Consider the following 14,707-nt stretch of genomic DNA (forward strand, 5'->3'; position numbering starts at 1 on the left):
CAAATACAATACAAGATTTTTTTTTACCTTGAACTCTTAATAAATCTGTAATACAGAATATTCTATCTATGTTTTAAAAGACTATTAAATTTAAAACATGTAGACATTAGTTTTAAAGTATGAATACACACAAAAACGAATTACTTGTAAATTCTGAAATAGGAAACCTATTAAACTCCAAGTCCTATGCTTCCTCTATATTAGGAACTATAGAAACTTGGCCTCAGTATTTAATTTTTACTTTAAACTTGATTCTGAAAAGTGAAAAACCTCAATTTTTATGTTGGGGAACAGAGGTACTGTTTTTTTATAACGCTGCATTTCACAAAGCTTTTTTCAAAGATGATGAGCACACTTATTTAGGACAATCATTTAGATTAATAAATCCTGAAGTATTTTCAGAATTAATTTCCCCTATAGAAGACACGTTTAATTTAGGCAAACCTACTATTCTAGAAGCTATAGAATTTAAGACCTCTAATCGAATTAAAACCTATTGGACATTTAACTTCTCTACAATACAAGCTAACAGACATGAAACATTAGGTGTTTTAGCACATTGTCAAGACCAAACGTTACAAATTAAAGCAAACAAAAAAGTAAATAAATTAACTGCCCGATTTGTAAATATTGTTAAACAAGCCCCTATAGGCGTACTAATTATATCGGCAAAAACAAAGACAATAGATACGGTTAATAAAAAATACAAACAGTTATTTAATGATAATCATTTCTTTAATATTGGTGATATTTTTGAAAATGCAATACCAGAGACTTCTTTCAATTTAAAACAAGAAATTCTAAAAGCATTTGAAACTGGTGAGAATTTTCAGTTAACAGATATTCCTGTACGTATACATAAAAACGGCACTCCTAAAACCTTTTATTTTAATTTTTTAGGTGAAGCTATAAAAGATGTAAACGAAAATATTTCTAGCCTAATTTTAGCAACATTAGAAGTCACAGATTCTGTAATTGCTAAACAAAGTGTTTTAGAAAGCGAAAATAAATTCAAAAATGTAATCTTACAAAGTCCTATTCCTATTGCTGTATTTCATGGCCCAAATCATGTTATTAAAATGGCTAACAAAACCATGCTAAAGGATATTTGGAGAAAAGATTTAGAAGAGTGTATAGACAGACCTTTGTTAGAACTTTTTCCTGAATTAAAAGATCAAAAATTCCCCATCCTTTTAGATAATGTATTTCAGTCAGGAATATCTCATAACGAGAAAGAAGCTCATGCTATTATAGAAGGAAATGATGGTGTTAGAGATTTTTATTTCGATTTTGATTATTCACCTATAATTGAACATAAAAACAGAATAACAGGACTAATTATAACAGCTGTAGATGTTACTGAAAAAGTAATGTCTAGGAAAAAAATTGAAAAAACAGAAACCCGTTTACGTGTTGCAACTGAAGCAGCAGATCTTGCCACTTGGGAACTCGATTTAGAAGACAATCGCATCTCTTACAGTAAACGTTTACCAACTATTCTTGGTTATTCTGAAGACACTGTATTAACAAAAGCCTTTATTAGAAGTAGAACTTTAAAAGAAGATCTAGACAATATTTTACTGCCCGCATTTGATTCTGCATTAAAAACTGGAACCTATTTTTACGAAGTACGTTCACGTAAAAAAGATAATTCTATTATTTGGATTCGTACACACGGAAAAGTGTTTTTTGACAATAATGGAGTCCCTAGAAAAGTATTTGGAACACTTAAAGAAATAACATTAGAAAAGAACAACGAAAAACAACTGATAGAAAACGAACAGAAATTCAGACTTTTAGCAGATTCTATGCCTCAGCAAATTTGGACAGCAAAGACAGATGGCGAGTTAGACTACTACAACAAAACGGTATACGAATATACAGGGTATACAAAAGAAACTTTAAACCCATCTAATTGGTTAACAATAGTACATCCTGACGATAAGGATGAAAATGTTGCACTATGGTTAGAAGCCATAAGAACAGGTGAAGATTTCTTATTTGAACATCGATTTTTAAGACATGACGGACAATACCGATGGCAGTTGAGTCGTGCAATACCACAACGGGATGATAATGGGAACATACAGCGTTGGGTAGGAACAAGTACAGACATTCAAGATCAAAAAATGTTTTTACAAGAACTAGAACGCCAAGTAAAAGACCGTACAAAACTATTAGGAGAAGCAAATTCTAAACTAGAAAATTCTGTTGAAGAATTACAGCGTATGAACGAAGAGCTACAATCATTCGCATATATTTCTAGTCATGATTTGCAAGAACCTTTACGTAAAATTCAGATTTTTTCGTCACGAATTTTAGAATTAGAAAAGGATAATTTATCAGAGACTGGAACCGAATATTTTAACAGAATGCAAAATTCTGCACATAGAATGCAAGTTCTAATTAAAGACTTATTAACCTATTCCAGAACAAACACATCTACCCGTGCTTTTGAAAAAACAGATTTAAATACGGTTCTAGATGAAGTTAAAATCGATTTAAAAGAATTAATTAAAGACAATCAAGTCACTTTAGAAATTGGTAATTTATGCTCCGTGTATATTATTCCATTCCAGTTTATACAACTTATGAATAATTTAATTAGTAATTCTATAAAATTTGCTCAAGAAGGTGTACCTCCTGTTATTAAAATAGATAGTATTATAGATAAAGGATCTGCGTTTAAATTAGAACAACTTGTAGCAGATGGTGAGTATTGCCATATTAAAGTCTCTGATAATGGTATCGGATTCGCCCAACAATACAGCGAACAAATCTTTGATGTTTTTGAACGTTTACACACAAGAACAACTTACGAAGGTACAGGCATTGGACTGGCTATTGTTAAAAAAATTGTTGAGAATCATGACGGTTTTATATTCGCTAAAGGTGAGGAAAACAAAGGTGTGACTTTCAATATTTACATCCCTACAGACATATCTTCTTTGTAATTATTATTTTTTAAAATTAAACAGATTTAATTTGTAAATTTAGACTTTACATATATCCCTATTTAATTAATAAGAATTTAACTTAAAGTAATTTATAACATCCTTAACACCATGCTCTTGTTATAAATTTGAATTGTTTTTATGAACTTACAAAAACTAAAAGTCGCATTAGTAGATGACGATGAAGATGATCGTTTTCTATTTAAAGAAGCAATAGACCAAATTCAGATTAAAACGGAACTGTCCATGTTCGAAAATGGACAACATTTTATGGATTTTTTGCTACTCCCAAAAACAATTCTACCACAAGTCGTATTTTTAGATTTAAATATGCCCATAAAAAACGGATTAGAATGTTTACAAGAAATACGTAACACAAGTCATCTTAAAGATTTGTCTGTCGCCATTTATTCTACATCATCTTCAGAAAATGATATTAATGAAACCTTTATAAACGGTGCGAATATATACATTAACAAACCCAACGATTTTAGTAAATTAAAGTCTGTAATAGAAAAAGTACTTCAAATTAATTGGCAGTATAACACCTCTAACCTCAACAAAGAAAACTTTATAATGCGTCTTTAAAGACTTATTAAAATTAATTTTTAGACATAAAAAAAAAGCTCAAAATGTTAATAATTGTTAACTTTTGAGCTTTTTTCATTTTTACACACGAAACACAAGCTTCTTAAAATCAACAAATTAAGCTTAAAATCATAAAATTATATAACACTCCCTAAAAATTATGTAACACGAAACCTTTACAATTTCTCGAATTTTGAAGTATCAATAACCAAAAAACTATTTCAAAATATGAAACCGACTTCAAATCAAAATGCACGTATAGGAAAAGTAATGAAGCCATCACATATTAAAACATTTAATTTTAATGGACTTCTAAATAGAATAGATAATTCTCGTACAATTGTTACTGGGTTAAAAACCAAGTAATATAAATAATAGAGTAACCAGCAAAAAAATCAATCACCTTTTAAACTCAATTTAGAATCTTATGGAAACATTATATATAAAATCGACAACTGCCCGTAAAATGATTAACGATCTTCAAGAACACCTTGGAGGTACAACTTCTTCTATAAATAAAGAATACGTGCTAACGGTAGATAATAATTTGGCTGTGGGTACAATTAGCGCCGTAAGTATTAAAAAAAGCATTACCTATATTGCTTTCGATATAGAGTTTAAAAAAGATTTTAAATTAGTAAATACCATATTAAAATCTTCTCCTATATATTTCACATATTGTTCTGAGGGGCATGTAGAACACAGTTTTTCTCTTACAGGAAAAACAAATACGTTAGATGCATTCCAAACAGCTATAGTAAGAAGTGGAGAAACAGTAAATAATGTATATCATTTTGTAAAAGATACGGCATTCAATTTCTCTACAATTGTCGTTAGTACTGATGATGTGTCTTTAGCGAATAATGATTTAAACTCTAAACTAAATCAGATTTTCACTAGTAATAACAACACACCTCATTTTATGTATTTTGGGTCTTACAACCTTAAAATATTGGAAAAAATTAAGCAATTAGAAGCAATTAGTCAACAAGGTGTGGTTAGACGTTTGTTAATAGAAAGTACTGTACAAACTATTTTAGCACTAGAAATTCAACAACATACAGACGATGTCGAGTTTGCTAAAAATAGATTTGGATCGTTAAATAAAGAGGAAATGGAAACGGTTAAAGATGTATCTCTGTTTATAACAAACTATCCTGAAAAACAATACACTTTAAAGTATTTAAGTACAAAATCAGGATTAACACCTTCAAAATTACAAGAAGGGTTTAAATTATTACATGACAGAACAGTAACAGATTTTATTAGAAACGTACGTGTAGAAACTGCTGAAAATCTTATAAAAACAACAGATTTAAATATTTCTGAAATTGTGTACACCGTAGGATTAACAAGCAGAAGTTATTTTTCTAAAATATTTAAAGAAAAATATAACTGTAGTCCTAAACAATACCAGGATAACCAAAATTCGTTAGCTGCAACAGCATAACCTATATATAAAAAATCGCCCATATAATTAATTGTATGGGCGATTTTGCATTTTATAATATATTAGAACAACAAATACCTTCACTCTTTTAATAAAACAAAAGCGGTCATCTAAATTAGATGACCGCTTTTGTTTATATACAATTAAGAGTATTTCTCTAACTATTCATAGAAATTAAAAACTCTTCGTTGTTTTTGGTTTTCTTAAAGCGATCGTTAATAAATTCCATTGCTTCAACCGGATTCATATCGGCTAGGTATTTACGCATAATCCACATACGTTGTATCGTGGTTTCGTCTAATAAGATATCATCACGACGTGTACTAGAAGATATTAAATCGATAGCAGGGAAAATTCTACGGTTAGCAATACGTCTGTCTAATTGTAGCTCCATGTTACCTGTTCCTTTAAATTCTTCGAAAATAACTTCGTCCATTTTAGAACCTGTATCTGTAAGTGCTGTAGCAATAATAGATAACGATCCTCCATTTTCGATGTTACGAGCTGCACCAAAGAAACGTTTTGGTTTATGTAATGCATTAGCATCTACACCTCCACTTAATATTTTACCAGAAGCGGGTTGCACTGTGTTATAAGCACGTGCTAAACGTGTAATCGAGTCTAATAAGATAACGACATCATGACCACATTCTACTAAACGTTTCGCTTTTTCTAAAACAATATTTGCAATTTTTACGTGCTCGTGTGCTTCTTTATCAAATGTAGATGCTACAACTTCACCACGTACATTACGTTGCATATCTGTAACTTCTTCAGGACGCTCATCAATTAATAAAATAATTTGATACACTTCTGGGTGATTTGCTGCAATGGCATTTGCAATGTCTTTTAACAACATTGTTTTACCTGTTTTAGGTTGCGACACAATCATACCACGTTGTCCTTTTCCTATTGGACAAAATAAATCCATGATACGTGTAGAAATTGTACTTTGTTTTTCGGCTAAAATGAATTTTTCTTGAGGAAATAAAGGTGTTAAGTGTTCAAAAGAAACACGGTCTCTAACCACATTAGGATGCTGACCGTTAATTTTACTAACTTTTATTAATGGGAAATATTTTTCTCCTTCTTTAGGTGGTCTTACCTGTCCTAAAACAGTATCTCCTGTTTTTAATCCGAATAAACGAATTTGAGATTGAGACACATAAATATCATCTGGAGATGATAAATAATTATAATCAGACGATCTTAAAAACCCATAACCATCTTGCATAATATCTAAAACACCTTCACTTTCAATAATGGCATCAAACTCATATTCTGGTTCTCTGTAACGGTTTCTAGTGTCCTTGTTGCCGTTATTATTAACAGGGTGTTGATTTCCATTAGATTTATTATTCTGTCTTGGGTTTGGAGAATCTTTCTTTTGATTTGGATTTTCTCGTTTTGGACGATTTGGCTGATTTTCCTTTTTAGGAACATTTGGCGTTTTATCATCTTTACTTGCAACCGTTGGCTTATCTTCTTTTGCTTGTGGAGCTTTTGCTGCTACAGGCCTCGGATTAGGCTTTCGTTGTACTGGTTGTCTTTTTACAGGAGTAGCTTTAGGTACATCCTTTTCTTCTGGAGTAGAAGCGACTACTTCTGGGGCAACTTCAGAAACGGGTTCAGGAGTTGTATCTGTACTTGTATTTGGTTTTACCGCCTTTGCTGGAACACGTTTTTTTACACGCTCACGTTTAGGTTTTGGTGCTTCTTCTTTAGGAGCTACGGTATCTTTTATATCTGTTTTGGCTTCTATAACCGCTTTAGGGTTTGCCGCTTGATGATCTAATACTTGATATACTAAATCGAGTTTTTTAAGAGTACGAAACTTAGGGATATTTAATTTTTTTGCTATATCCTGTAACTCAGGAAGTTTCATTTCTTTTAATTGAGTGATTTCAAACATTGATGTTCAATTGAATATTTGATTAGAATTTAAATATTGAATTATTCTGAAGAAAATATAATCTTATTCTGAAGAATTAACAATCTAAAACAAAGAGTGTTGTACATTGTTATTGCAATTATACAACTTTTATTTTAATTTTTTATATAAATAATCTCAAAGAAACTGCTATTTTTGTAATCTAGTTTATAAAAAACGAATGATACAACGCATACAAACTATATATCTTTTATTAGCAGCCATTATAAGTGGCGGACTTATATTTGTCTTCAATTTATGGGCAGATACAGAAGGTAGTTTAGTATTTGCAAAAGACAACATGATGTGTTTAGCCTTATTTTTAGGATCGGCACTACTGTCTTTAGTATCTATATTTATGTATTCAAATAGAAAGCTTCAATTTGTATTGGGGCGCCTAAACATTATATTAAACTTTTTTTTAATAGTGTTTTTCGTGTATCAATCTCTAAACATATCTGGAGAAACTAACGTTTCAGAGAAAGGTATTGGGATGTTCCTTCCTATTATTTCTATCGTGTTATTAGTGTTAGCTAATAAGGCCATTAAGAAGGATGAAGATCTTGTAAAATCTGTAGATAGATTACGTTAAACCTTATATCTTAGTAGTATTAGTGCGTGTAAAAACCCGGAGGTTGTGCTTCGGGTTTTATTTTTTAAATTCTATTACTTCTAAATCTTTTATCTCTGTCCCTTCTATCGTGAAGCGTAACATGGTTCGCACCTTATGAAATCCGTATTTCCCAATAGCACCTGGATTCATGTGTAATAATTTCAATTTTTTATCGGGCATTACCTTTAAAATATGAGAGTGTCCACAAATAAAAAGTCGTGGCGGATTCTTATAAATCTCATCTCTAACCAATACATTATATCTATTTGGATATCCACCAATATGAGTAATCCAAACATCTACGCCCTCACACATAAATCTATTATTTTCAGGAAACACTTGACGTACTTTAGCATCATCTATATTCCCGTAAACGGCACGAAGTGGCTTTAACGCTTCAATAGCATCTGTTACTTTTAAATCGCCTATATCACCGGCATGCCAAACCTCATCTGCTTGTTTAACATATTTCAATACGTCGTCATCAATATAACTATGCGTATCAGATAGTAAAAGGATTTTTGTCATTAAGAGAATATTGTGAGTTCAAACTAGTAAAACTAATTATCTTTGTAGATTCAATAACAAAAATACGATTATTCTTGAGATATTTTTTAGAACTTTCTTACAACGGAACAGCTTATCACGGTTGGCAAAACCAGCCTAATGCCATTTCTGTACAAGAGGTTATAGAAACCGCTTTATCTGTAATTTTAAAAGAAAAAATTGAGATAATGGGTGCTGGAAGAACAGATACGGGCGTGCATGCAAAACAAATGTTTGCTCACTTTGATTTTGAAGGAGAATTTAACAATACAGAATTACTGTACAAATTAAATTCGTTTTTACCCAAAGACGTGGCTTTACACCGTATTTTTAAAGTAAAACCAGATGCGCACACTCGTTTTCATGCAGAAAGCAGAACGTATCTTTATCGTATTGCATTACAAAAAAATGTTTTTAATTTTGAATCAGCCTATTGGGTAAAACCTAAATTAAATATAAAAAACATGATTGCGGCTGCTAATTTGTTATTGGACTATAAAGATTTTCAGTGCTTTTCTAAAACGAATACCGATGTAAAAACGTTTAATTGTAATATTATGTCCGTAAATTTAGAGGTTGTAGAAACAGAACTACACTTTACAATTACAGCCGATAGATTTTTAAGAAACATGGTTCGTGCCATAGTTGGCACCTTAATAAATGTTGGTTTAGAAAAACTTGAAGTAGACGATATTCACCGTATTATCTCGTCTAAAAACAGAAGCGAAGCAGGATATTCTGTACCTGCGAAAGGCCTGTATTTAACTCATATAATTTACCCAGAATCGATAGTATTATAAATGGATACCACACAAAAAAATAATTTTAATCTTAGTTTATTCAAACGTCTTTTAGAATATATAAAACCGTACAACAAAGTATTTTTCGGGGTTTTTATATCTGTTGTTTTATTAGCATTTTTTAGTGCGTTAAGACCATATATTCTTCAGCAGGCTATAGATAATAATATTGCAACTAAAACACTTGAAGGCTTCTTCCCGTACATTTTAATTATGTTAGCGCTCTTGGTCTTCGAAGTCTTTTTTCAGCTTATATTTATATATTATTCGGGTTGGTTAGGACAAAGTGTTGTAAAAGATATTCGTGTAAAATTATTTAACCATATGCTACGTTTTAAAATGAAGTATTACGACAATTCTTCTGTTGGCGTACTCATTACCCGTTCGGTAACCGATATGGAACGTATTGCCGATATTTTTGGTGAAGGTTTATTCATGATTTTTAGAGACTCTTTAACTATGGTTGTTGTAGCAGGAGTTATGGTATTTATAAATTGGAAACTAAGCATTATAGTATTCTTAATGCTACCATTGGTTTTATACGCCACACGTATCTTTCAAAAATATATGAAGAAGGCTTTTGAAGAAGTACGTACAGAAATTTCTAACTTAAATTCTTTTGTTCAGGAACGTGTTACTGGAATGAAAATACTACAGTTATTTACACGTGAAAAAACCGAATACAAGCACTTTAAAGCCATAAACGAACGTCATAAAAAAGGCTGGTTAAAAACAGTGTGGTACAACTCCATCTTCTTCCCTATCGCAGAACTTTCCGGTTCTATAACTATTGGATTAGTGGCTTGGTATGGCGGTTTAGATGCTGTAATGCAAAACTCATCGTCTTTAGGAGATTTAACGGCTTTTGTAATGATGATTCCTATGTTATTTAGACCATTACGCCAAATTGCAGATAAGTTTAACACCTTTCAAATGGGTATGGTTGCAGCAACACGAGTTTTTAAAGTGATAGATACGAGGTCTCAAATTGATGATTCTGGAACTTTAATTGCAAATCAGTTTAAAGGAGACATTTCGTTTAAAAACGTACGATTTAGTTATATTGAAGACGAAGTGGTTTTAAAAGACATTTCGCTTGATGTTAAAGCTGGACAAACCGTAGCCATTGTTGGAGCTACTGGGGCTGGAAAATCGACAATTATAAACTTATTAAATCGTTTTTATGAAATTGATAGTGGTGAAATTGATATAGATTCTACAAATATTAAAACGTTTACTTTAGAATCTTTACGATCTCAAATTGCGGTTGTACTTCAAGATGTATTTTTGTTTGCTGATACTATTTTAAACAACATTACCTTAAATAATCCAAATATTACAGAAGAGCAAGTCACACAAGCAGCTAAAGATATTGGTGTACACGATTTTATTTCGAGCTTACCAAACGGCTATAATTATAACGTTAAAGAGCGTGGTGTTATGCTGTCTTCTGGTCAGCGACAATTAATTTCGTTTCTACGTGCTTATGTTACTAATCCAAGTATTTTAGTATTAGATGAAGCGACTTCTTCTGTAGATTCGTATTCAGAACAACTCATTCAAAATGCGACAGATAAAATCACAAAAGGGAGAACATCTATCGTTATTGCTCACCGTTTAGCAACTATTATTAAAGCCGATAAAATTATCGTTATGGATGCTGGCAAAATTGTAGAACAAGGTACACATAACGAACTTCTTAAAACAGAAAACGGGTATTACAAAAACCTATACGAAGTACAGTTTATAAAAGAAATTTCGGCCTAAACGAGATCGTTTTTAATTAATTCTTTTAATTCTGTAATGGTTTCAAACATTATAAATTCTCCGTTTTTAAAATAAGAAATCTGTCCAGTTTCTTCACTAACAACAAGCGCTAAAGCATCGGTTTTTTCACAAACACCTACAGCTGCTCTGTGTCGTAATCCAAAACGTTGTGGTAAATTTTTATCGTTATTTACGGGTAAAATTACACGCGTTGCTTTTATAATGTTATCAGCGATAATGATAGCACCATCGTGTAATGGACTATTTTTAAAAAAAATACTTTCTATAATTGGTTCTGTAACCTTAATATTCATATCATCTCCCGTATGCGCTAAGAAATCTAGATTATTATTACGTTCAAAAACAATTAAAGCACCTGTATTTGTCGATGCCATTTTAGTACAAGCAGAGAGAATTGCATCGATATTAGTGTTATCACTACTCTCTGTTTTTAGAAATTTTAGCTGTTTAAACAAATGACTGCTCTTACTAAAATTTGTAGATCCAATCATTAACAAAAACTTACGGAGTTCTTGCTGAAAAACAACAATTAAAGCAAACATCCCTACACTAATAAAGCCTCCAAGAATATTACTTAACAATTGCATATGTAAAGCTTCTGTAACCTTCCAAATAATGTAAATAATAACAATACCTATAAAAATATTAATGGCCACTGTTCCTTTTACCAGTTTGTAAACATAGTAGAGTAATAAAGCGACTAGAAACACATCAATAATATCTATTAATGTAAATTTTAAAAGGTCTCTAAAGATTTCCAAAGGACTATTTTTTTATAAATGTAACAATCTGTAATTAATATATAAATTCGGTTGTATGTATTAATACTTGCGGATTTTTAACTGTTAAAAGTAAATCTTTTATATGTAAATACTCTTGAAAAGTTAATTGATTTTCAAAATTCAAAACAAATACATGACGCTCGTTTGACATAGAATTTAGATGATCGACAAAAGCATTAACAGTATATGTTTCTCCTAAGAAAGTGACGCCTTGCATATTAAAAGTTAACACTTCTGCTTGGTTTTCTAATGTTTTTAAATATGTTTCAACCTTAGTCTCTAAATCGTAATTTACATATGTAAATTCAATAAAACATAACGTTTTTATATTAGGATTAAACGCTGTAAAATAATTTTCTACACCTTTCTTTTTATGAGATGCATTTCGCTTTTTTTCCTGTAAACGTATTAATAGAGGAACAGCTTGTTTTAAGGTTAATCGCTTATCTACATTCACCAACCAATTGGTTGTACTAATTAAGTTTTGTTTATTTAACTCGACACTATCTTCCGCTTTTGTATTATAAAAAATGTATGCTGGAGAAACGTCTAAAATCTCTGTAATTTTAGAATGTTCTATTTCTGCTAATTTCAATTCTTTATCGTTTGTACAAGAAAAACACAATACTAGAATAAGGATTAAAGATAACTGTTTCATATTATTGTTTTAAAGCATTTATAAGCGTTATACATTCCATAGCTTCTTTAACATCGTGCACTCTTAATATAGAACCGCCTTTTTGAAGACAAATTGTATTAATTACCGTAGTGCCATTTAAAGCTTCTTGTGGTGTACTTTCTAAAGTTTTATAAATCATCGATTTTCTAGAAACACCAACTAACATTGGCAATCCAGTGATATGTAATAATTCTAATTTATTTAATAACTCAAAATTTTGTTGCAAGGTTTTCGAGAATCCAAAACCTGGATCTATTATAATATCTATTATGCCGTGTTCTCTTGCTAAAGCGATACGTTCAGAAAAATAGAACAGCATATCTTTTATTAAATCGGTATAATTAGTGTGTTGTTGCATGGTTTTTGGTGTTCCCAACATATGCATCATCACATATGGCACTTTTAACTTACCTACAGTTTCTAACATTAAAGGATCTAATTGTCCTGCAGAAATATCATTAATTATCGCTGCACCTGCTTCTATACAAGATTTAGCAACAGTACTCCTAAACGTATCTATAGACAAAATCGCCTCTGGAAAGGTCTTAACTAGCAACTTTACAACAGGCAAAATACGAGCTAACTCTTCAGACTCGCTAACATGGTCTGCGTTAGGCCTAGAACTATAGGCGCCAACATCTATAAAAGTAGCCCCTGATTCTAACATAGACTGAGCTTGTGTTATAATATCAGCTTCATTTTTATAGGTTCCGCCATCATAAAAAGAGTCTGGAGTTAAGTTTAAAACCCCCATAACACTTGCGGATGACATATCGATAAGTTGACCTTTGCAGTTTATTGTTTTATTCAAAACAGATTAGAAATGTTTAAAGTTTGTTATTCCATTAAATTGTGCGAAATTTACGGAAAATTCGATTCAATTTATGCAAGATACCTCAAAACAATACGACGCTGTAATAAACATTTGTAGAAACTTGTTTGTAAACAAGATGCAAGATTATGGCTGCGCTTGGCGTATTTTAAGACTTCCATCATTAACCGATCAGGTTTTTATAAAAGCACAACGCATACGAGGGTTACAAGAAAATGAAGTTAGAAAAATTGATGAAGGTGAAGTTTCTGAATTTATTGGCATTATTAATTATTGTATCATGGCTTTAATTCAATTAGAAAAAGGGGTAGCCTCTCAACCTGATTTAAGCACTATTGAAGCATCTGAATTATACGATAATATTATTGAAAAAACCAAGCAGTTAATGATGGATAAAAACCATGATTATGGAGAAGCTTGGAGAGATATGCGTGTGAGTTCATTAACCGATTTAATTCTTCAAAAATTACTTCGTGTTAAACAAATTGAAGACAACAAAGGCAAAACCTTGGTAAGTGAAGGCATCGATGCAAACTACCAAGACATGATTAATTATTCGGTGTTTGCATTAATTCATTTAAATGCAAAATAAACAAAAACAATAAAGCGACAAAAAAGAATATCCCTTATTTATGAAAAAGATAGTAAGTGTAAGCAGAATTTTAGTTGGTGTATTATTCATCATTTCAGGATTAATAAAACTAAACGACCCGATTGGTTTTTCAATAAAATTAGAAGAATATTTTAGCGCAGCAGTCCTTAATCTAACCTTTCTTGAGCCTTACGCTTTAATCATTTCAATTTTAGTTGTAATTTTTGAAGTCCTTTTAGGAATCTTTTTACTTATAGGCTACAAACCAAAATTTACCGTTTGGAGTTTACTACTTATGATTTTATTTTTTACGTTCCTAACCTTCTACTCTGCTTATTTTAATAAAGTAACAGATTGTGGTTGTTTTGGAGATGCCATCAAACTTACCCCTTGGCAAACCTTCTCCAAGGATGTTGTGCTATTAATATTTATCTTAATTATATTCTCAGGAATTCGTTTTATAAAACCTGTATTCAGCAATTTTCAAACTACAATTTTAGCATTATTTGGCTTTATAGGCTGCTTAGGTTTCGGATACCATGTACTAATGCACTTACCTGTAGTAGATTTTAGACCCTATAACGTTGGTGCTAATTTATGGGACAATATGATTGTTCCTGAAGATGCTCCAAAAGCAGACATAGATTATATGTGGACGTTTAATGTTAACGGTAAAGAAGAAGTTGTTACCACAAAAGGAAGCTACCCTACTATTGATGGTGATTTTATTAGTGTAGACACCGAAGTTATTGATCCCGGTTACGAAGCCCCAATTCATGACTTTTCTATGGAACGTAATGGAGAAGATATTACAGAAGATGTTTTACACGATGACCATGTTGTTTTATTAGTTGCTTATAACTTAGAAAAATCTGAAAAACCCGGATTACAAGCTATTAAAAATGCATCAGACAAAGCTATTGAAAACGGTTATAGAGTTATAGGATTAACTGCTTCTGGAGATGAAATTCAAGAAAAATTTAAAGAAGAATTCCATTTTAATTTTGACTTTTACTTTTCAGACGAAACCGCTTTAAAAACCATAGTACGTTCCAACCCCGGAATTCTAATCTTAGAAAAAGGCACAGTAATACAAAAAGTACACTGGAACGATGTAGACAATTTAAATCTTAATAAAGTGAATTAATCTACC

Annotated in this window: 14 protein-coding genes; 9 read left to right on the plus strand and 5 right to left on the minus strand. The window is 31.3% G+C overall.

The window, feature by feature from the left end; genetic code table 11:
* Nucleotides 1–119 precede the first annotated feature (119 nt).
* The 4 genes from Q1B05_RS10290 (at nt 120) to Q1B05_RS10305 (ending at nt 4,992) form a co-directional block, all read left to right on the plus strand.
* The gene (locus tag Q1B05_RS10290) at nt 120–2,954 is read left to right on the plus strand and encodes a PAS domain S-box protein (RefSeq protein ID WP_299780326.1); all 2,835 of its coding nucleotides are present in this window, start codon (nt 120–122) and stop codon (nt 2,952–2,954) included.
* A gap of 141 nt (nt 2,955–3,095) precedes the next feature.
* Nucleotides 3,096–3,542 carry a response regulator gene (locus tag Q1B05_RS10295; RefSeq protein ID WP_299780328.1) on the plus strand — a complete coding sequence of 149 codons (447 nt, stop codon included), beginning with the start codon at nt 3,096–3,098 and terminating at the stop codon, nt 3,540–3,542.
* A gap of 228 nt (nt 3,543–3,770) precedes the next feature.
* Nucleotides 3,771–3,908 carry a hypothetical protein gene (locus tag Q1B05_RS10300; RefSeq protein ID WP_299780330.1) on the plus strand — a complete coding sequence of 46 codons (138 nt, stop codon included), beginning with the start codon at nt 3,771–3,773 and terminating at the stop codon, nt 3,906–3,908.
* Nucleotides 3,909–3,969: 61 nt separating this feature from the next.
* On the plus strand, nt 3,970–4,992 hold the full coding sequence (locus Q1B05_RS10305) for a response regulator transcription factor (RefSeq protein ID WP_299780332.1): 1,023 nt from the start codon (nt 3,970–3,972) through the stop codon (nt 4,990–4,992).
* Nucleotides 4,993–5,149: 157 nt separating this feature from the next.
* Here Q1B05_RS10305 and rho read toward each other — a convergent pair whose 3' ends face one another.
* Nucleotides 5,150–6,904, minus strand: a complete 1,755-nt coding sequence (gene rho, locus Q1B05_RS10310; RefSeq protein WP_299780334.1) for a transcription termination factor Rho — start codon at nt 6,902–6,904, stop codon at nt 5,150–5,152.
* A gap of 199 nt (nt 6,905–7,103) precedes the next feature.
* On the opposite strand from rho, the gene Q1B05_RS10315 reads away from it, so the two are divergent.
* Entirely contained in the window at nt 7,104–7,514 is a 411-nt protein-coding gene (locus tag Q1B05_RS10315; RefSeq protein WP_299780336.1) for a DUF4293 domain-containing protein, read from the plus strand.
* Nucleotides 7,515–7,571: 57 nt separating this feature from the next.
* On the opposite strand, the gene Q1B05_RS10320 is transcribed toward Q1B05_RS10315, so the two are convergent.
* Nucleotides 7,572–8,063, minus strand: a complete 492-nt coding sequence (locus Q1B05_RS10320) for a metallophosphoesterase family protein (RefSeq protein WP_299780338.1) — start codon at nt 8,061–8,063, stop codon at nt 7,572–7,574.
* A 74-nt stretch (nt 8,064–8,137) separates the two neighbouring features.
* On the opposite strand from Q1B05_RS10320, the gene truA reads away from it, so the two are divergent.
* Together truA and Q1B05_RS10330 are read left to right on the plus strand one after the other, a co-directional pair.
* Entirely contained in the window at nt 8,138–8,881 is a 744-nt protein-coding gene (truA, locus tag Q1B05_RS10325) for a tRNA pseudouridine(38-40) synthase TruA (RefSeq protein WP_299780340.1), read from the plus strand.
* Nucleotides 8,882–10,648 (plus strand): ABC transporter ATP-binding protein, encoded by a 1,767-nt coding sequence (locus Q1B05_RS10330; protein WP_299780342.1) that lies wholly within the window; start codon nt 8,882–8,884, stop codon nt 10,646–10,648.
* Here Q1B05_RS10330 and cdaA read toward each other — a convergent pair.
* From cdaA to folP, 3 genes are read right to left on the minus strand one after another with little or no spacing between them, the layout of a single operon-like run.
* Complete coding sequence (gene cdaA, locus Q1B05_RS10335; protein ID WP_299780344.1) at nt 10,645–11,430, minus strand: diadenylate cyclase CdaA; 786 nt, start codon at nt 11,428–11,430, stop codon at nt 10,645–10,647. The genes Q1B05_RS10330 and cdaA overlap by 4 nt on opposite strands.
* Nucleotides 11,431–11,464: 34 nt before the next feature.
* Nucleotides 11,465–12,109, minus strand: a complete 645-nt coding sequence (locus Q1B05_RS10340) for a hypothetical protein (protein ID WP_299780346.1) — start codon at nt 12,107–12,109, stop codon at nt 11,465–11,467.
* 1 nt (nt 12,110) lies between these two features.
* A complete protein-coding gene (gene folP / locus Q1B05_RS10345) occupies nt 12,111–12,902 on the minus strand; it encodes a dihydropteroate synthase (RefSeq protein WP_299780468.1) in 792 nt (263 codons plus the stop codon).
* Between the two features lie 112 nt (nt 12,903–13,014).
* Between folP and Q1B05_RS10350 the strand changes: the two genes are divergently transcribed.
* Together Q1B05_RS10350 and Q1B05_RS10355 are read left to right on the plus strand one after the other, a co-directional pair.
* On the plus strand, nt 13,015–13,554 hold the full coding sequence (locus tag Q1B05_RS10350; RefSeq protein ID WP_299780348.1) for a DUF1599 domain-containing protein: 540 nt from the start codon (nt 13,015–13,017) through the stop codon (nt 13,552–13,554).
* Nucleotides 13,555–13,594: 40 nt separating this feature from the next.
* The gene (locus Q1B05_RS10355) at nt 13,595–14,701 is read left to right on the plus strand and encodes a BT_3928 family protein (RefSeq protein WP_299780350.1); all 1,107 of its coding nucleotides are present in this window, start codon (nt 13,595–13,597) and stop codon (nt 14,699–14,701) included.
* Nucleotides 14,702–14,707 lie beyond the last annotated feature (6 nt).

Source organism: uncultured Formosa sp. (assembly GCF_947500765.1).
Classification (GTDB): Bacteria; Bacteroidota; Bacteroidia; order Flavobacteriales; family Flavobacteriaceae; genus Formosa.